This is a genomic window from Lysobacter sp. KIS68-7 (assembly GCF_021284745.1).
Lineage (GTDB): Bacteria > Pseudomonadota > Gammaproteobacteria > Xanthomonadales > Xanthomonadaceae > Noviluteimonas.
The window spans coordinates 1,059,258-1,076,088 of the sequence record NZ_CP089925.1 but is presented as its reverse complement, the minus strand read 5'-3'; the positions used below and the strand labels follow the sequence as shown (position 1 = coordinate 1,076,088).

The window sequence follows — 16,831 nt, the reverse complement described above, 5'->3', positions numbered from 1 at the left end:
GTGCTCCTTCAGGCCGTGACCGACAATGGTGCCATGGTCGCGTGGACCGCCGCGTCCAGTCGCTCGGCGACCCAGCGTTCGGCGAAGCCGTCGCCGTGCCAATTCTCGAGGAATCCGCAGTGCCCGCCATGCTTGGCGATCTCCAGGTCGGCGTTCGCCGGCAGGCGCAGCGCATGGAAATCCGCCAGCGGAATCACCGGGTCGTCTTCCGCCATCAGGATGCTCGCGGGCACGCGCAGCGATGCAAGGCGGTCGCCTGCGATCGAGTAGCCCTCGAAGTAGCGGTCGAGCGTGCCGAATTCCGTATGGCGCTCGACCATCCACTGCGTGAGCGGACGCATGCGCAGGCCGAGCACGCGGTCGTCGAAGTCGTGGGAGGTCGGGAACAGCTTGCGCTTGCGCGCCAGCGATTCGCGCCACTTGCGCTCGAAGTACCACATGTACAGCTGCGGCCCGGCTTCCATCGCATCCATCGTGCGCGCCGGATCGAGCACCGGGCACACGGCCGCCACGTGCGCGAGCGGCAGCGAGGTGGCCGAGGCACGCAATGCCACGCGCAGCGCAAAATTGCCGCCAAGCGAATACCCGGCGATGACCATCGGCCGCGTGGCATGGCGGCGCGCGACTTCTTTCGCCGCGTGCACCACCTCGTCGATGCGGTTGGAATGGAACAGGCCTTCGTTGAGGTGGTGCGTGTCGCCGTGGTCGCGGAAGTTCAGGCGGAAGACTTCGAAGCCGCGCACGAGCAGGCGCGCGGCGGTGAGCTGCATGTAGCTCGACTCGGCACTGCCTTCCCAGCCATGCAGCAACAGCGCCAGCGCGCGCGGCTGCGCCCCGGGCAGGACGGAATGCAGACCCTGCAGCCGCACGCCTTCGCCGGCATCGATGATGTGCGGCGTGGTGACCGCGCCCGCTGCGGCCAGCGCCTCGCGACCGCGGCGATGGCGCAGCGCGCTGGATCCGAGCACCGATTGCAGGTGCGGGCTGCGCAACGACCAGGGCGGTCGGTAATCACGGGCGTTCAACATGGGTCCGAGGCTAGCGCGTTCGGCGTGGAGGCCGTGCTCTAGCCGTCACGGGGCCGCCATCGCGGCCACGATGCGCTCCCGCGCGAGTTCGGCGATGCGGCGGCGCCCGCCGGCGTCGGAGACGTCGATCGGTTCCAGGAACCAGATTTCGGTGTCGCGCGCGGGCTCACCCAGCAGGCGCAGGAAATTGGCGGCGAAGTTCTCGCCCGGGGCGAAGGCGACCACGGTCTGCGCGGAACCGCCCTTGCCGTAGCGCAGCGCAACCGGCTGAACGCGCACGCCCGCCTCCACCGCGGCCAGGAAGATGCGCGCGTGGAACGGGCCGATCTCGCGCCCGTCGCGCGTGCGGCCTTCCGGGAACACGCCCACCGAACGCCCCGCGCGCAGGCGCGAGAGCATTTCGTGCAGCACGCCGCCCATCGATTCGCTGCTGCCGCGCTCGTGGTAGATCGTCTCCCCGCGCGAGGCGAGCCAACCGACGACCGGCCATCCGCTGATCTCGCGCTTGGCGACGAATCCCATCATGCGCTGGCTGTGCAGCGCCACGATGTCGACCCAGCTGACGTGGTTGGAGACGAACAACGTCGGCCCCTTCAAGGGCACGCCGCGTCGATGGATGCGGAAGCCGAACACGCGCATCAGCCCGCCCTGCCACCACCGGATCATGCGGTGTTCCAGCGGTTCGCCGCGCACGTCGATGCGCCCGAGCGGGGGCAGCATCAGCAGCAGCGTGATGGGCAGGTGGATGAGCGCATGCCACAGCAACAACGGCAGGCGATACGCGAAGCGAAAGGTGTTGGCGTTCACTGCGAAGATTTGGGGAGCGGGATCACCGCGAGCGTGATGCGCGAGACGCACACCAGGCGCTGGCGTTCGTCCTCGATGCGGATTTCCCAGACCTGCGTCTGGCGGCCGACGTGCAACGGACGCGCGGTGCCGGTGACCAGGCCCTCGCGCACGCCACGCACATGGTTGGCGTTGATCTCGATGCCGACGACGCCTTCGCCCTCGCCCACGCACGCCATGCCGGCGCTGCTGCCAAGCGTTTCGGCGAGCAGCACCGAGGCGCCGCCGTGCAGCAGGCCATAAGGCTGGCGGGTGCGCGCATCCACGGGCATGGTCGCGCGGAGGAAATCGGGACCGATCTCGGTGAACAGGATGCCGAGCGGCTCCATCGCGGTGCCGCGCGACATCGCATTCAGCGATTCGACGCTGGTGTCTGCCCGGAACATGGCCGTCTCAGCCGGCGATGCCGGCCACCGATCAGCGCAGCTTGAAGGTGCCGGGGCGCCAGCCGCGCAGGTACGACGGGCGCGGGGACGCGTAGCCGCTGCTGCTGCCGTAGCCGGTGCCGAAGTCGCGTTCGCGGCGCACGTGCATGCGGTCGACCAGTTCGTCGCGGCGCGAGTCCAGCCACTCGGCGCGGCCGAGCGAGGCCGGATCCATGCCGCGGCGGCGCGCTTCGGATTCGCGGTAGTCGCAGAAGTCGTCGTAGGCCTCGATCTCGTGCTTCAGGTCGATCGAGCACAGCTCGATCATGACCGCGTCGTCGAGGAAGCCCAGCACTTCGACGTTGTCCGGGATGATGTCCTTCGGATCGCAGAAATAGACCAGGGCCGAGAGCACGCGCGAACGATCTTCGTCGCCCAGGTGCCAGCCTTCGTCGCGCACCATGGCGATCATGTCGTCCAGGCGGACCAGGCGTTCCTTGATGAACTCGGGGATGTGGACCTTCTGCGAGTCGAGCAGGAGCTTGCTCGCGCAGTCGACGATGTCCTGCTCGCTGCGGCCCTTGGCAGATTCCTTTGCCGCCGCCATCGCCTTCTGGAAGTGTTCGAGGTCGCGGTCGTTGAGTTCGAAGTTCAGCGAAATCGACATGGCGGCAATCCGATCCGTGGGACGTGGGGGAAAGGCCGGCAGCCTAGCAGAGTCGCCGGGTTGTTCGGAACATTCGTCACCTGGTGGTAACGAAAGCGCTGACGTCTTAAAGAACGTGCGCGCTACAGGATGGGGGCCAAGCCCGCGCCGAAAGCGGTAAAGATCCGGGTGGTGATCCCCTTCAGGCTGAGGCTGACTTCGGGGAACGGGCCCACCGGCCGGTAGCACTGGCGGAAGCGCGGGTCGTCGCGCGGCAGCGGCAAGGGGCACTCGGGGCCGGGGACGAACTCGTAGCTCGTGGCGTACTTCCATGGCCACAGGTCGAAGACCGGCAGCTGCTCGGAGACCTTGCCCAGCGAATAGTCGAGTCCGGAAAACACCGGCGCCTTGTCGCGGCGCGCGATCACCCAGGCGTTTTCCGGGCGCATGTCGATGCGGATGCTGTCGGCGAGGGCCTTGGCGAAGGCCGGGTCCTCGATGGCGATCACGCTTTCGGTGTTGTAGCGATCGCCGCGCGGATCGAAGTTGTGGGTGCCGACCACGCCGATGCGCTCGTCGATGACCATCGACTTCGCATGCAGGCCCACGCGCACGCCCGCGCGGCGCAGCGGCACGGGGTAGTTGGCGCCCACGCCGGAACCGCTGCCGAAGTGGCGTTCGGCGACGTTTTCGCGCATCTGCTGCGGTGACTGCCGGCGCTCGCTGCCGTTCGGCGCCGATCCCGAGCCCAGGCTGCCGCCGGGCATCTCGTCGCGCGGCGCTTCGGTTGCGCTCGTATTGCCCTCGTCGCTCGCGAGCACGGCGGCCTTGCTCTCTTCCGCCCCGGCCGCGATCGCCTTCAGGTCGATGGTGGAGGTCGCGGGGAAGGGTTTGAATTCGTAGATGTGGAAGCCGAACTCGCGCAGGTAGCGGCGCTTGTACTTGTGCGAGAGCGCGTAGGCGATGAACGCGTCGGTCGCGGCGAGGCTGTTGGTGGAGATCACCACGCGCGGCGGCTTGGGCTCGCGCTGCAGATCGCGGAACATCTGCTGCGCCTCGTCGGACAACACCAGGTAGGGCGTCTGCATCAGCACTTCCGAGTGCGCGCCCTCCACCATTTCGCGCAGCCGGGTGCTGGCGGTATTCGGGTCGTTTTCCGGCGCGCTGCGGCGGTGCTTCTGCGGGAGGTCGGCGAAGAAATGGACGGTTCCGACCTCCAGCGCGTGCGCCACGAGGCGTTCGCGGACGAGATCGGGGTCGCTGGCGTCGCGCGACATCCGGGCCACGCGATCGGGGGCCGCGAAAGGCGCGTGGCGCATGGGCGTGGCGCCTTCGCGCAGCAGGATGCGCGCCACGTCGTCCAGGCGTTCGGCCGGCACGCTGCGGCGGGAATTCCAGAAGGCTTCGAAGTTGCCGGCCATGTCCAGCGCGACGGGGCCGGCCACCAGCACGTCGCGATCGCGGAAGTCGTAGTCCGAATCCCAGTCGTAGTAATCGTCCGCGTAATTCCGCCCGCCGGTGATGCCCACCGCTTCGTCCACGAGCAGCAGCTTGCTGTGCATGCGCTGGTTGAGCCGCTTCCAGCAGCACATCGAAGCGACGAGGTACTGCGGGTAGCGCAGGCGCGAGTCGTTGAAGATCGGGTTGTACAGGCGCACGTCGAAGTTGACGTGCTGCGAGGCGATCTGCGCCAGCGTATCGGCCTTCCGCAGGGCCGAGAGCTGGTCGACGATCACGCGCACCCGCACGCCGCGCCGCGCCGCCGCCAGCAGTTCGTCGAGCACGAGCAGGCCGCTGTCGTCCTCGTCGAAGATGTAGGTCTGCAGGTCGATCGAATGACGCGCGCTGCGGATGAGGTTGATGCGCGCCAGCATCGAATCGGGGCCGCGGTCGAGGATCAGCGCGTAGTGTTTCGGCGCGTCCGGCGTGGAGGCCTGGAAGGCGGCATCGCCCAGGTCACGCAGCGGGGATTCCAGCGCGCAGCCCTGCGTGGAAACGCAGGTGAGGTCCGACGAGCGCGCGGCGAAGGCCACGCCCTGCGCACGGTCGAGCTTGCCGGTGGCCATCGTCGCGCAACCGGACGTGGCCAGGAACAGGAAGCCGAGGAACAGGGATCGAAGCGGGCGCTGCAGCGCGGCCATCCGACGCGCGTGGATCATCGCGCCTCCGCGGGCCCGACGTCGCGGAGCCGCACTTCGAGCGAGAAACGCACTTCGTCGCGCATCGCCATGCGCCAGGTATCGAGGTCGTAGTTCCCGCGCAGCACCACGCCCTGCGCGAAGATCGCGCAATCGCGCCCGGGCCGCGCGCATTGCGCGGGCGCGACGATGAAGTGCTCGCGCCGTTCGATGCCGTGCATGCGCAACTTGCCGTGCAGGTCGCCGCCGGTCTTCAGCAAGTCTGCGGAATAGGGATCGGAGACGAATTGCACTTGGGGGAAGCGATCGGAATCGAAGAAGCGGGGGCCGCGCGCGAAGCGCGTGTAGCGCGAATGATCGACGATTTCGACGGTGGACGTCGCCAGCGTCAGGCGGACCTGGCGAAGTCCTTCGGGCAAGGCGACGACTTCACCGGAACTGTCGTGGAAACGTCCGACCAGCACCTGCCCCCAGCGCGTGCGCATGGAGAATTCGAAGCGCGAAGCGGGTTCCAGCGTGGCGATGCGTGCATGCGATTGGGCCGCCGCCACGCCGGCGCCGACCCCTGCCAGCAATAGCGTGGCGATCCATGCGTGCATCGATCAATCCGTCACGGCCACCAGAATGCGGACAGCGTGGCGACGCCCGGCTCGATCGCGGCGTCGGCGGGAATGCCCAGCACCGCGATCCCCGCCGGCGGCATGCCGCGGTAATCGCCCGACTGCCCGCTGTGCAACAACGCGGCGAGTTGTTCGAAGCCCGGGTTGTGGCCGACGAGCAGCAAGCGTTCGACGTCGCGGTGGCCATCGGCGAGTTCCATCAGCGTGCCGGGCGTGGCGTCGAAGATGGACGGCTCCAGGCGCTGGTCGACGTAACCCACCGCGGCGAGGACCGCTTCGAGGGTTTCGCGCGTGCGCCGCGAAGGCGAGCACAGCACGCGATCGGGCACGAGGCCGCGTTCGCGCAACCAGCGTCCCGCGGCTTCGGCCTCGGCGAGGCCTTCGGGCGAAAGCGGGCGATCGATGTCGGCCTGGCCCGTGCTGGCGGGTTCGGCGTGGGCGTGACGCAGCAGGATGAGTTCGCGCATATGGCGTCGAGCTTAGCCGAGAGTGCGGGGCGCGCGGGGTGAAGTCTTGCTCATGCGCGCTTGAGCCATTTCAGCAGGGGTGCCCAGTCGGCCTGGTGTTCGCGCACCTGCTGCGACTGGTAGTCGAACAGGCTGCGGCCGAGCCCGGCCATCAGCACGTAGGCCTGCGTATCGCGCAGCTCTGCAACCAGCGGATACGGCCATTGCCGCAGCGTGTCCATGCTCTGCTGCGAGGCGGTCGTCCACGGACGGAGTCGGTTGCCGACCAGCCCCACCGGCAGCTTGCCCTTCCGGATGCGCGGATGTTTCGCGAGGCTGTCGAGGAAAGGCACCGTGGCTTCCATGTCGATCGTCGACGGCATGATCGGGACGACGACCGCATCGGCCGCGTTGAGGAAATGTTCGAGCTCGTCGGCGTGCGACCCGGCTGCGGCATCCACGATCACGCGCTGCGCGTCGTCCGGCACCTTGCGGTCCCAGTCGCGGCGCGTGCCGTCGACCGGCAGCACCGCGTGTTCCAGGTGCGCGCGCTTGGTGGCCCAGTGGCGCGAGGATCCCTGTCGGTCGGCATCGACCAGCACGGTGCGCTTGCCGTCCAGCGCAAAGCGCGCGGCGAGGTTGGTCGACAGCGTGGTCTTGCCCACGCCCCCTTTCGAACTGGCCACGAGTACCGTCTTCATCAGACCCCCGGCGACGTCAGGAACGGGCAGCCTACACGTTCGCGACCATGCTCATCCGGGGCGGGGCTCATCGGGGCCAGCGCCCTTCCGCCCACAAGGTCAGGCGATGCACCGCGGTGGCCACGTCGGCCACCAGCGGGGGCACCACGGACCAGTCCTGGCCGCGCGCGGCGGCCTCGAGCTGCCCTGCGGCCTCGGCCAGCTCCACGGCCCCCACGATCCGCGCAGCACCTTTGATCTTGTGCGCCTCGCGGGTGATCGCGACGAATTCGCCCGAGGCGCGGGCCGCTTCCAGGCTCGCCAGGTCGGTCGCCGTGCTGGCGAGGAAGTCGTCGAGCAGCGCCCGCGTTTCCCGCGGATCGCCGTGGGTCAGTTCCTCGAGCACGTGCAGGTCGATGGGCGAGGGGCGCTCGGTCTGCGGCAACGGGGTTGGCGGCGCGGCTTCGGGGGTGGCCGGCAACGGGTCCGGTCGCGTGTGCGGCAGCCAGCGTCCGAGCGTCGCGGCGAGCGCGGGAATGCCGACGGGCTTGGCGAGGTAGTCGTCCATGCCGGCGGCGAGGCAACGATCCGCTTCGCCCTTCAGCGCGGCCGCAGTGAGCGCGACGATCGGCGTGCGCTTCAGGTTCTCGCGCGACTCGTCCTCCCGGATCGCGCGCGCGAGTTGGTAGCCATCCATGCGCGGCATGTGCACGTCGCTCAACACCAGGGCGTAACGGCCCGTGCGCCAGCGCGCGAGTCCCTGCTCGCCATCTTCCGCCGGTTCGCTCGCATAACCGGCGAGGGCGAGTTGGCGTGCAATGACGGCGCGATTGGTCGGGTGATCGTCGACGAGCAGCACGAGGCTGCGCTCGCGTTCGGCTTCCTCCACGCTCGGCAGGCGGCGCGGCGCGAGCGTGCCGGCCGCGATGCGCTCGGGTTCGGCCGGGATGTCCGCCGGATCGGCGCGCGGCAGCACGAGGTCCAGGCGCATCGTCGTGCCGACACCGGGTGCGCTGTCCATGGTGACCGCGCCGCCCATGAGATCGGCGAGGCGCCGGCAGATCGCCAGGCCCAGGCCCGTGCCGCCGAAGCGGCGCGTGGTGTCGGTGTCGGCCTGCGAGAACGGTTCGAACAAGCGCGCCTGTTGCGCCTCGCTGACACCGATGCCCGTATCGGTGACGCGGAAGCGCAAACGATCGCCGCCGAGCGGACCCGCCGCGCGATCGGCGGACTGCCATTCCAGCGCGGCCTCCACGGCGCCGGTCTCGGTGAACTTGATCGCATTCGACAGGAAGTTCGACAGGATCTGCCGCAGGCGCAGCCCGTCTGCGATGTAGGCCGGCGCCACGCGCGCGTCGATGTCGCAGGTGAGCAACAGTCCCTTGCTCGACGCCGATCCGCCGAAGTTCGCCACCGTCATGCGCATCACGCGCGCGAGGTCGATCGGTGAAGGCGCGATCTCCAGGCGCCCCGCTTCGATCTTCGAGAAGTCGAGGATGTCGCCGATGATCTGCAGCAGCGATTCGGCGGACGACTGGATGATGTTGAGCGCGCGGCGCTGCTCGGTATCCAGGTCGGTGTGCGCGAGGATCTCCACCATGCCGGTCACGCCGATCATCGGCGTGCGGATCTCGTGGCTCATCGCCGCAAGGAAGGCGCTCTTGGCGATGTTGGCTTCGTTCGCACGCATTTCGCTGCTGCGCAACGCCTGTTCGAGCGCCTTGCGTTCGGACAGGTCGGTGGCCACGACGATGAGGCCGCCCGGTTGGCCTTGCGCATCCTGGAACGCGGCCATCGCCAGGACGACCGGGACGAGGTGGCCGTCGCGATGCACCAGGTTGGATTCGTGCGGGGGCTGGTTCAAAGCGGCGAGCGCATACATCGTGCGCCAGTCGCGCGGCACCGGTTGGCCGGTCTTCTCTTCCAGCGCCGCAGCCACGCGTTCCACTTCGCTGCCGGGCACCAGCATCGGCGAGTCGTCCGGCAGCGGCGCGCTGCCGTGGCGCGGCACCTTGCCGAGCACTTCATTCGGCTTCCAGCCAAGCATGTGCTCGGCGAAGGGGTTGTACATGATCCAACGCCCCTGCCCGTCCATCGCAAGGATGGCGACCTGCGCGGCGTTGAGCAGCGAGCGCTGGAATTCCTCGCGCCGCTCCAGTTCGTTGCGCACGGCCTCGTTCACCGCGAGCTGGCCTGTGAGGTCGGACTCGAAGCCCATGATGTCGCGGCGCATGTCCATGAACGCATCCATCACTTCGCCGAGTTCGCCGCGCGGCCGATAGGGCGGCTCGACTTCGGTGAAATCGTGGCGACGCAGGTCGGCGGCGACGGTCGTCAGCGATTCGACGCCCTTGTAGACGTTGCGCAACAAGCGGCGCGCCATCAGCACGGCGAGGGTGAATGCGAGCAGCGACAGGCCGATCCGCACCACGCTCGTGCGCCGCGTCTGTTCCACCTGCTCGTGCACGATCTCCTCGGCGTCCACGAGCGCAAGATCGGCCCACTTCACCATGCGCGTGGTGACCGGGTCGACGGACGGATACAACTCGGTGTCGGCGAAGCGCCCCAGCGCGGGAAGGTCGCGTTGCATCAGGATGCTGCGCAAGGTCGCCATCGCGGCATCCGCGCGCACGCGGGCCTGCTTCACCTGCAGGAACAAGGCCTGTTCTTCCGGCCCGCGTGGCATCGGCTCCAGCGCGCGCCAGTTCCGTCCGACCTTCGCTTGCGCGCGGTCGATCACCGCGATGCCCTGTTCCCAGGAGATCAGGTTGTTGCGCACGCGGAAGGTGGTGTCCACCACGTCCAGGCCATACACGTCGGACACGGCCTTGATGTAGCGCATCCGCCGCAGCGAGTAGTCCTTCATCTGCTGCAGCGATTCGCGCGCTTCGTACTGCGACCATTCGGCGATCGCCTGCACCGTTCCGCCGGCCAGCAGGAACAGGCCGAACAGCCCCAGCAGCTGCTGTCGGATTCCGAGGTTGGGCATGCGCAGGCGCAATGCCATGGCGTGCTCAGTGCGGTGCGCGCCAGCGGCGCACGGATTCGGCGAGATCTTCCGCCGCCACCGGCATGCCGACGAGATAACCCTGTGCGATGCCGCAGCCGAGCTCGGCCAGCATCTGCCAATCCTCCACCGCTTCGACGCCTTCCGCGACGGTTTCCAACTGCAGCTTCCGCGCCAGGTCCAGGCTCGCTTCCACCACTGCGCGCTTGCGCGATTGCGCATGGGCGCCGAACACGAAGCCCTGGTCGATCTTCAGTTCGGTGAAGGGCACTTGCGAGAGCTGCGCGAGCGAGGAATAGCCTGTGCCGAAGTCGTCGATCGACAAACCGAAGCCCTTCAAGCGCAGGCGCGCGAGCACGCCCAGGCCCAGGGCGGCATCGGCCATCAATTGGCTTTCGGTGACTTCCAGCACGACTTCCGACGGCGACAGGCCGTGCGATTCGACCATCTGCTGGTAGCGATCGGCGGCGCCCGGATCGTGCAGCGTGGCGGGCGAGACGTTCACCGACAGGTTCAGGCGCATGCCGTCGTCCTGCCAGCGACGCTTCCAGCGCAGCGCGCCTTCGAGGATGACGTCGGTGAGCTCGGTGGCGAGTCCGTCGGCTTCCAACAGATGCACGAAATGCTGCGGACGAATCACCAGCCCATCGCGTTCCCAGCGCGCGAGCGCTTCCACGCCGACCACCTTGCCGTTCGAGAACTCCGCCTGCGGCTGGAACCACGGGACGATCTCGCCTTCGCGCAAGGCGCGGCGCAGGTCGACCAGATCGACATCGACGTGGTCGTCCTTCTCCACTTCGAGCAGGTGTTCTTCGTAGCGCGTGAGCAGGTCTTCGAGTTTCTCGATACTCAGCGGCTTCTCGATCGACCCGAGCACGTAGAGCCCGTAGGCACGCGCCATCATCTGCACGGTGTTGAGCAGGGCCGGGTCCAGCGCGCTGACCAGGGCGACCGCGCGCGCGAGGCGGCGCTGTGCGACATGGCCGATGAACTCGATGCCGTCCATGCCGGGCATGTCGAGGTCGACCAGGATGACGTCGGGCGGGCTGCTCGCCGTCTCCAGGACATGCAGCGCAGCCGCGCCTTCGGCGGCCTCCTGGACCTGGCCGATGCCCAGGTCGGCGAGCAGGCGCAGCGCCATCCTGCGCTGGAAGCCGTGGTCCTCCACCACCATCACGCGAAGTGCGGCCAAGCTCATCCGTGCCCTCCCCCGACCGCGGGATTCAAAGGAGCGTACTCCAGCGCACGGAGCGCAAACATGGGGCGAAAGGGAGGGGTGGCCGGGTCGGGCAATTCGCCACTGCTATAATTCCGGGTCTTTTTTCCCGGCTTTGGCCGCGCGACGTCCGCACTCATGACCAGCACCGCCGAACTTTCTTCACCCGCCTCCGCCAACACGTCGCTGACCCGCTCCTTCGTCGACGGCGATTACACGCTCGACCACAAGTACACGCGCGAGTCGGGCCGCATCTATCTCTCCGGCGTGCAGGCGCTCGTGCGCTTGCCGCTGATGCAGAAGTTGCGCGACGCGGCCGCGGGTTTGAACACCGCCGGCTTCGTCAGCGGTTATCGCGGTTCGCCGCTCGGCGGTTTCGACCTCGAGCTGTGGCGCGCGCGCAAGCATCTTGAAAAGGCGGGCGTGAAGTTCACGCCGGGCCTCAACGAAGACCTCGGCGCCACGATGGTGTGGGGCACGCAGCAGACCAACCTGTTCCCGGGTGCGAAGGTCGAAGGCGTGTTCGGCATGTGGTACGGCAAGGGCCCGGGCGTCGATCGCACCGGCGACGTGTTCAAGCATGCGAACGCCGCAGGCACCGCGCCGAAGGGCGGCGTGCTCGCGCTCGCGGCCGACGACCATGCCTGCCGCAGTTCGACGCTGCCGCACGGTTCGGAACACGAATTCGTCAGCGCGATGATGCCGGTGCTCAATCCCGCCGGCGTGCAGGACATCCTCGACCTCGGCCTCATCGGCTGGGCGATGTCGCGCTACACGGGCCGCTGGGTGGGCTTCAAGACGATCGCGGAAACGGTCGAGTCCTCCTCGTCGGTCGACGTGGATCCGCTCGCGCTGCAGATCGTGCTGCCGGAAGATTTCGAGATGCCGCGCGGCGGCCTCAACATCCGTTGGCCCGACCCGCCGATGGACCAGGAAATGCGCCTGCACCAGTACGCGGTGAAGGCCGCGCAGGCCTTCGCGCGTGCGAACAAGATCGACCGCGTGGTCATCGACTCGCCGAACGCACGCCTGGGCATCATCACCACCGGCAAGTCCTACCTCGACGTGCTGCAGGCGCTGGAATACCTCGGCCTCGACGCGCGCGCCTGCGCCGACCTCGGCATCCGCGTGTACAAGGTCGCAATGACCTGGCCGCTGGAGCCGGTGGGCCTGCGCAACTTCGCGCGCGGCCTGCAGGACATCCTGGTGGTCGAGGAAAAGCACGCCTTCATCGAAAGCCAGATGAAGGAGTCGATGTACAACTGGACGGGCGAGCGTCCGTCCATCGTCGGCAAGTACGACGAGGCGGGCGAATGGATCCTGCCCTCCACCGGCGAGCTCACGCCGGCGCGCATCGCGCGCGTCATCGCGCGCCGCATCCAGAAGTTCCATGACAGCGAACACATCCGCGACGTCATGCGCTGGATGGAAGGCAAGGAATCCGAACTCGCCCTGCCCCGCGCCGCGTTCCCGCGCGTGCCGCATTACTGCTCGGGCTGCCCGCACAACACCTCCACGGTGGTGCCGGAAGGCTCGCGCGCGCTCGGCGGCATCGGTTGCCATTACATGGTCACGTGGATGGACCGCCGCACCGACACCTTCACGCACATGGGCGGCGAAGGCGTGACGTGGGCGGGCCAGGCCTCGTTCACCGAGACGCCGCACGTGTTCCAGAACCTCGGCGACGGCACCTACTTCCACTCCGGCTCGCTGGCGATCCGCCAGTCGATCGCCGCGGGCGTGAACATCACCTACAAGATCCTCTACAACGACGCCGTCGCGATGACGGGCGGCCAGCCGGTCGACGGCACGCTGAGCGTGCCGCAGATCGCGCACCAGGTGCGCAGCGAAGGCGTGCAGAAGATCGTCGTGCTCTCCGACGACATCGCCAAGTGGAGCGATCCGTCGATCTTCCCGCACGACGTGGAGTTCCAGGACCGCAGCGAACTCGATGCGGTGCAGAAGCAGTTGCGCGAAACGCCCGGCACCACCGTGCTGATCTACGACCAGACCTGTGCGACCGAAAAGCGCCGCCGCCGCAAGCGCGGCAAGATGGTCGATCCGCAGAAGCGCGTGATGATCAACTCGCTGGTCTGCGAAGGCTGCGGCGACTGCGGCAAGAAGTCGTTCTGCGTCTCCGTGCTGCCGAAGGAAACCGAGTTCGGCCGCAAGCGCGAGATCGACCAGAGCAACTGCAACAAGGATTACAGCTGCGTCAACGGCTTCTGCCCGAGCTTCGTGACGGTGCACGGCGGCCAGCTGAAGAAAAAGAAAGGCACGGGCGCCGCAGATCGCCTGCAGAACCTGCCGGCACCCACGCTGCCCAACCTCGACCAGCCCTGGAACATCCTGATCACCGGCGTCGGCGGCACGGGCGTGGTGACCATCGGCGCGCTGCTCGGCATGGCCGGCCACCTCGAAGGCAAGGGCGCGTCGGTGCTCGACCAGACGGGCCTGGCGCAGAAGGGTGGCGCAGTCACCACGCACATCCGCATCGCGAAGTCGCCGGCCGACATCCACGCCGTGCGCATCGCCGCGGGCGAAGCCGACCTCGTGCTCGGCTGCGACATGGTGGTGGTCAACGACTACTGGCCGCTGTCGAAGATCCGCAGCGGCCGCACGCAGGTCGTGCTCAACAGCTACGAAGCGATGCCCGGCACGTTCACCACGCGCCCGGACATGCAGTTCCCCGCGCAGGACATCGTCGGCGCGATCAAGCTGGCGCTCGGCGGGAATGATCCGCACGTGGTCGATGCCACGCAGCTCGCCACCGCGCTGATGGGCGATGCGATCGCGACCAACCTGTTCATCCTCGGCTATGCCTGGCAGCGCGCGCTGGTGCCGGTGACGTTCGAAGCGCTGATGCGCGCAGTCGAGCTCAACGGCGCGGCGATCGAGATGAACAAGACCGCGTTCGCGTGGGGCCGCCTGGCCGCGATCGACCTGCCGGCGGTGCTCGATGCCGCGGGCCTGGCGCGCAGCATTCCGTCGCAGGACACGCCGCACGAATTGCCGATCCTCTCGCCGGGCGAATGGGAAGGCCACGAGTGGGGCGCGAACGTCGCGCCGAAGCCGCATGCGATCGAAGACGAACTGCGCCACGTGCCCGCGCACGGCGGTGCCGACGTCGCGTTCCTCCCGCTCGACGATGCGCGCTTGTCGCGTTCGCTGGATGAAGTCGTCGCGCGCCGCGTCGCCTTCCTCACCGAGTACCAGAACGCCGCCTACGCCAAGCGTTACTCCGACCTCGTCGCGAAGGTGCGTGCCGCCGAACAGCAGCGCGCCCCGGGCAGCAGCGACCTCGGCGAAGCCGTCGCGCGTTACGCGTTCAAGCTGATGGCCTACAAGGACGAGTACGAAGTCGCGCGCCTGTACACGAGCGGCGATTTCGAGCGCCGCCTGAAGCAGCAGTTCGAAGGCGACTTCAAGCTGCACTTCCACCTGGCGCCGCCGCTGTTCGCCAAGAAGGATGCCGAAGGCCGCCTGCAGAAGGCCGAGTACGGCGCGTGGGTGTTCACGGCGTTCCGCGTGATGGCCAAGCTGCGTTTCCTGCGCGGCACGGCGCTGGACGTGTTCGGTTACACCGCCGAGCGCAAGGGTGAGCGCCAGTTGATCGCCGAGTACTTCACCACCGTGCAGTCGCTGCTCGATGGCCTGGACGCGGGCAATGCGAAGCTCGCGGCGGACATCGCCTCGGTGCCGGAGCACATCCGCGGCTTCGGCCACGTCAAGGAAGCGCACCTGCATACGGCGAAGCAGCGCGAAGCGGAACTGCTCGCGCAGTGGAAGTCGCCGAAGGCGCCGGTGGCTGCGGCGGCGTAAGCCCGGCCGCAATCGCAGGCACAAAAAAAGCCCCGCAATCGCGGGGCTTTTTTCTTGTCCGCCGAATTACTTCTTCGGCGCGTAGATCGCCGACAGGCGGTCCGGCTTGCCTTCGATGCGCTCCAGGTGCGGGTAGCGCAGGCCGTCGTAGTACGGCAGCTGGATGGTGCGGAAGGTGTCGAACTCCTTCACCAGCAGCGCGATCGGCTTCTTGTCGGCCTTGGCCTGCTTCACCGCGTCTTCCAGCACGTCGCTGCTGTAGGCGCGATCGTTGACCGCCATCAGCGTCATGCCCGGGCCCATGCCGGCCTTGAACGCGGGGCTGTCCCAGCGCACGTCGCTGATGGTGCTGTCCTTGCCGACGCTGATGCCCAGCGAGTAGTTGAAGTCCGCGCCGCCGCCGTATTCGGCCATCGCGGCCTTCGCGTAGGCATTCGGCGTGTCCTTGAACACCAGGCGCCAGCCGCTGGCTTCGATGCCGCCGGTGAGCGGCTTCTTGCCGTCCAGGCGATCGCGCAGGAAGGTGTGCCAGTCGTAGGGCATGACATCGTTGAGCGTCTTCACCACGTCGTCGAAGGTGTACGGATTCACCTTCCAGTCGCCGTCGTTCACGCCGAAGAACTTGCGCGCGAAATCATCCAGCGACAGCTTGTTGTTGCTGCGCTCGCGCAGCAGCGAGTCCACTTCCAGCCAGATCATCTGGCCGCCGGAGTAGTAGTCCTCGCTCAACTGCCAGCTGCGGTAGGACTTCGAGGTGCGCTTGGCGATGATCGGATCGTTGGTGGTGTCCTGCAGCGCGCGCCAGTCCAGGCCCGGGCGGCCTTCGGCGTAGGTCGCGGCGACGAGTGCGAGCGCGTCCTTCGCGGTGTCGAAATTGCGCAGGCCCGAGCGCGCCGTGATCACGTTGCCCCAGTACTGCGTCTGGCCTTCGTACACCCACAGCAGGCTGCCCTGCATCGGCGTGTTGAAGCTCGGCGTTGCGAGGTCGGCGCCGCGGCGGTACTTGCCGTCCCACGAGTGGTTGAACTCGTGCGCGAGCAGGTCGCTGCTGCCCTTCTTCGGATCCCACGAGGTGAAGTACTTCACGCCCACGCCGTTTTCGCTCGAGCGCTGGTGTTCCAGGCCGATGCCCGACATCTGGCCGCTGAGCGCGAACAGGAAGTCGTAGTGGTTGTAGTGGCGCGCGCCGTACAGCTTGTACATCTGCTGCACGAGGTTGCGGTGCGCTTCGATGTGGTCGGGCTTGGCGTCCAGGTACTTCGCGTCATCGGCGAAGACGTTCAGGTGCACCGGCACCTTGGCGCCCGGGTCGAGGTCGAACACCTTCGAGTAGCGGCCCGCGAACATCGGCGAGTCGACGAGCACTTCGAAGTTCACCGGCTTGTAGCTCACGGCATCGCCGGCGCGCGACTGTTCTTCCAGCGCGGTGGCGAACTTCCAGCCGGTCGGCAGCTTCACGCTCGGCGCAAAGGTGATCGCGCTCGCGTCATAGCCGGCCGGATACAGCGCGACCATGTTCCACTGCAGGTTGAGCATCGCCGGCGTCATGACCACGCGGCCCTGGTCGCCGCCGGTGGGCGTGAGGAACTGGAATTCCACGTCGATGTTCGACACGCCTTCCGGCACGTCGACCTTGAACGCGAACACGTCGAGCGGGTCGCGCACCCATTCCAGGCGCTTGCCGTTGGCGGTGATGACCAGGCCGGCGACCTTGTCGACGCGGCCGTAGTCGGCGTGGTTGCCCGGCAGCCACTTCGGATAGAGCAACGTGAGCGGGCCGGCCTGCACCGGAATGCGCTCCTTCACCTGGAACACGCGCTGCGACAGGTTGGTCGCGTCGACGTCGAGCGTGATGGTGCCGGGGTACGGGGTCGTGCTCGTGGCATAGACCGGTGCCTGCGGCGAGGTCTGCGCCTGGACGGCGGTGAAGGCGCCGAGCGCGGGCACTGCGAGCGCAAGGGCGGCGGCGAGAAGGGTCTTGCGAGGCAGCATGCAGTTGTTCCGATGAGGTGCAAAC

General features: G+C 67.8%; 12 protein-coding genes. 1 reads left to right on the top strand and 11 read right to left on the bottom strand.

Features of this window, described 5'->3' with window-relative positions; translation table 11 throughout:
• Positions 1-8: 8 nt before the first annotated feature.
• The 10 genes from LVB87_RS05080 to LVB87_RS05035 all read right to left on the bottom strand — a co-directional run bounded on the left by LVB87_RS05080 (position 9) and on the right by LVB87_RS05035 (position 10,974).
• Complete coding sequence (locus tag LVB87_RS05080) at positions 9-1,025, bottom strand: alpha/beta fold hydrolase (RefSeq protein WP_232900467.1); 1,017 nt, start codon at positions 1,023-1,025, stop codon at positions 9-11.
• A 48-nt stretch (positions 1,026-1,073) separates the two neighbouring features.
• Complete coding sequence (locus tag LVB87_RS05075) at positions 1,074-1,835, bottom strand: lysophospholipid acyltransferase family protein (protein WP_232899823.1); 762 nt, start codon at positions 1,833-1,835, stop codon at positions 1,074-1,076.
• Positions 1,832-2,221, bottom strand: a complete 390-nt coding sequence (locus LVB87_RS05070; protein WP_232900465.1) for a hotdog fold thioesterase — start codon at positions 2,219-2,221, stop codon at positions 1,832-1,834. Before LVB87_RS05070 ends, LVB87_RS05075 begins: the two co-directional genes overlap by 4 nt.
• A 70-nt stretch (positions 2,222-2,291) precedes the next feature.
• On the bottom strand, positions 2,292-2,906 hold the full coding sequence (locus LVB87_RS05065) for a YkvA family protein (protein ID WP_232899822.1): 615 nt from the start codon (positions 2,904-2,906) through the stop codon (positions 2,292-2,294).
• Positions 2,907-3,028: 122 nt separating this feature from the next.
• On the bottom strand, positions 3,029-5,026 hold the full coding sequence (locus LVB87_RS05060; RefSeq protein ID WP_232900464.1) for a phospholipase D-like domain-containing protein: 1,998 nt from the start codon (positions 5,024-5,026) through the stop codon (positions 3,029-3,031).
• Positions 5,027-5,040: 14 nt separating this feature from the next.
• Positions 5,041-5,622, bottom strand: coding sequence for a YceI family protein (locus tag LVB87_RS05055; protein WP_232899821.1), 582 nt, complete (start codon positions 5,620-5,622; stop codon positions 5,041-5,043).
• An 11-nt stretch (positions 5,623-5,633) separates the two neighbouring features.
• Positions 5,634-6,110, bottom strand: a complete 477-nt coding sequence (locus LVB87_RS05050) for a histidine phosphatase family protein (protein WP_232899820.1) — start codon at positions 6,108-6,110, stop codon at positions 5,634-5,636.
• Positions 6,111-6,160: 50 nt separating this feature from the next.
• A complete protein-coding gene (locus LVB87_RS05045) occupies positions 6,161-6,790 on the bottom strand; it encodes a ParA family protein (RefSeq protein WP_232899819.1) in 630 nt (209 codons plus the stop codon).
• Between the two features lie 67 nt (positions 6,791-6,857).
• Positions 6,858-9,776: an ATP-binding protein gene (locus tag LVB87_RS05040; protein WP_232899818.1), complete on the bottom strand. Its 2,919-nt coding sequence runs from the start codon at positions 9,774-9,776 to the stop codon at positions 6,858-6,860.
• A gap of 7 nt (positions 9,777-9,783) precedes the next feature.
• Positions 9,784-10,974, bottom strand: coding sequence for an EAL domain-containing response regulator (locus LVB87_RS05035; protein ID WP_232899817.1), 1,191 nt, complete (start codon positions 10,972-10,974; stop codon positions 9,784-9,786).
• Between the two features lie 156 nt (positions 10,975-11,130).
• Between LVB87_RS05035 and LVB87_RS05030 the strand changes: the two genes are divergently transcribed.
• On the top strand, positions 11,131-14,814 hold the full coding sequence (locus LVB87_RS05030) for an indolepyruvate ferredoxin oxidoreductase family protein (RefSeq protein WP_232899816.1): 3,684 nt from the start codon (positions 11,131-11,133) through the stop codon (positions 14,812-14,814).
• 66 nt (positions 14,815-14,880) lie between these two features.
• Here LVB87_RS05030 and LVB87_RS05025 read toward each other — a convergent pair whose 3' ends face one another.
• Complete coding sequence (locus LVB87_RS05025; RefSeq protein ID WP_232899815.1) at positions 14,881-16,806, bottom strand: M61 family peptidase; 1,926 nt, start codon at positions 16,804-16,806, stop codon at positions 14,881-14,883.
• Positions 16,807-16,831: the final 25 nt, after the last annotated feature.

What these genes read in the sequence shown, in the direction of transcription:
- LVB87_RS05030 (WP_232899816.1), top strand. Translation starts at nt 11,131, where the DNA reads ATGACCAGCACCGCCGAACTTTCTTCACCCGCCTCCGCCAACACGTCG.
- LVB87_RS05070 (WP_232900465.1), bottom strand. Translation starts at nt 2,221, where the DNA reads ATGTCGCGCGGCACCGCGATGGAGCCGCTCGGCATCCTGTTCACCGAG.
- LVB87_RS05060 (WP_232900464.1), bottom strand. Translation starts at nt 5,026, where the DNA reads ATGGCCGCGCTGCAGCGCCCGCTTCGATCCCTGTTCCTCGGCTTCCTG.
- LVB87_RS05035 (WP_232899817.1), bottom strand. Translation starts at nt 10,974, where the DNA reads ATGAGCTTGGCCGCACTTCGCGTGATGGTGGTGGAGGACCACGGCTTC.
- LVB87_RS05045 (WP_232899819.1), bottom strand. Translation starts at nt 6,790, where the DNA reads ATGAAGACGGTACTCGTGGCCAGTTCGAAAGGGGGCGTGGGCAAGACC.
- LVB87_RS05055 (WP_232899821.1), bottom strand. Translation starts at nt 5,622, where the DNA reads ATGCACGCATGGATCGCCACGCTATTGCTGGCAGGGGTCGGCGCCGGC.
- LVB87_RS05050 (WP_232899820.1), bottom strand. Translation starts at nt 6,110, where the DNA reads ATGCGCGAACTCATCCTGCTGCGTCACGCCCACGCCGAACCCGCCAGC.
- LVB87_RS05025 (WP_232899815.1), bottom strand. Translation starts at nt 16,806, where the DNA reads ATGCTGCCTCGCAAGACCCTTCTCGCCGCCGCCCTTGCGCTCGCAGTG.
- LVB87_RS05040 (WP_232899818.1), bottom strand. Translation starts at nt 9,776, where the DNA reads ATGGCATTGCGCCTGCGCATGCCCAACCTCGGAATCCGACAGCAGCTG.
- LVB87_RS05065 (WP_232899822.1), bottom strand. Translation starts at nt 2,906, where the DNA reads ATGTCGATTTCGCTGAACTTCGAACTCAACGACCGCGACCTCGAACAC.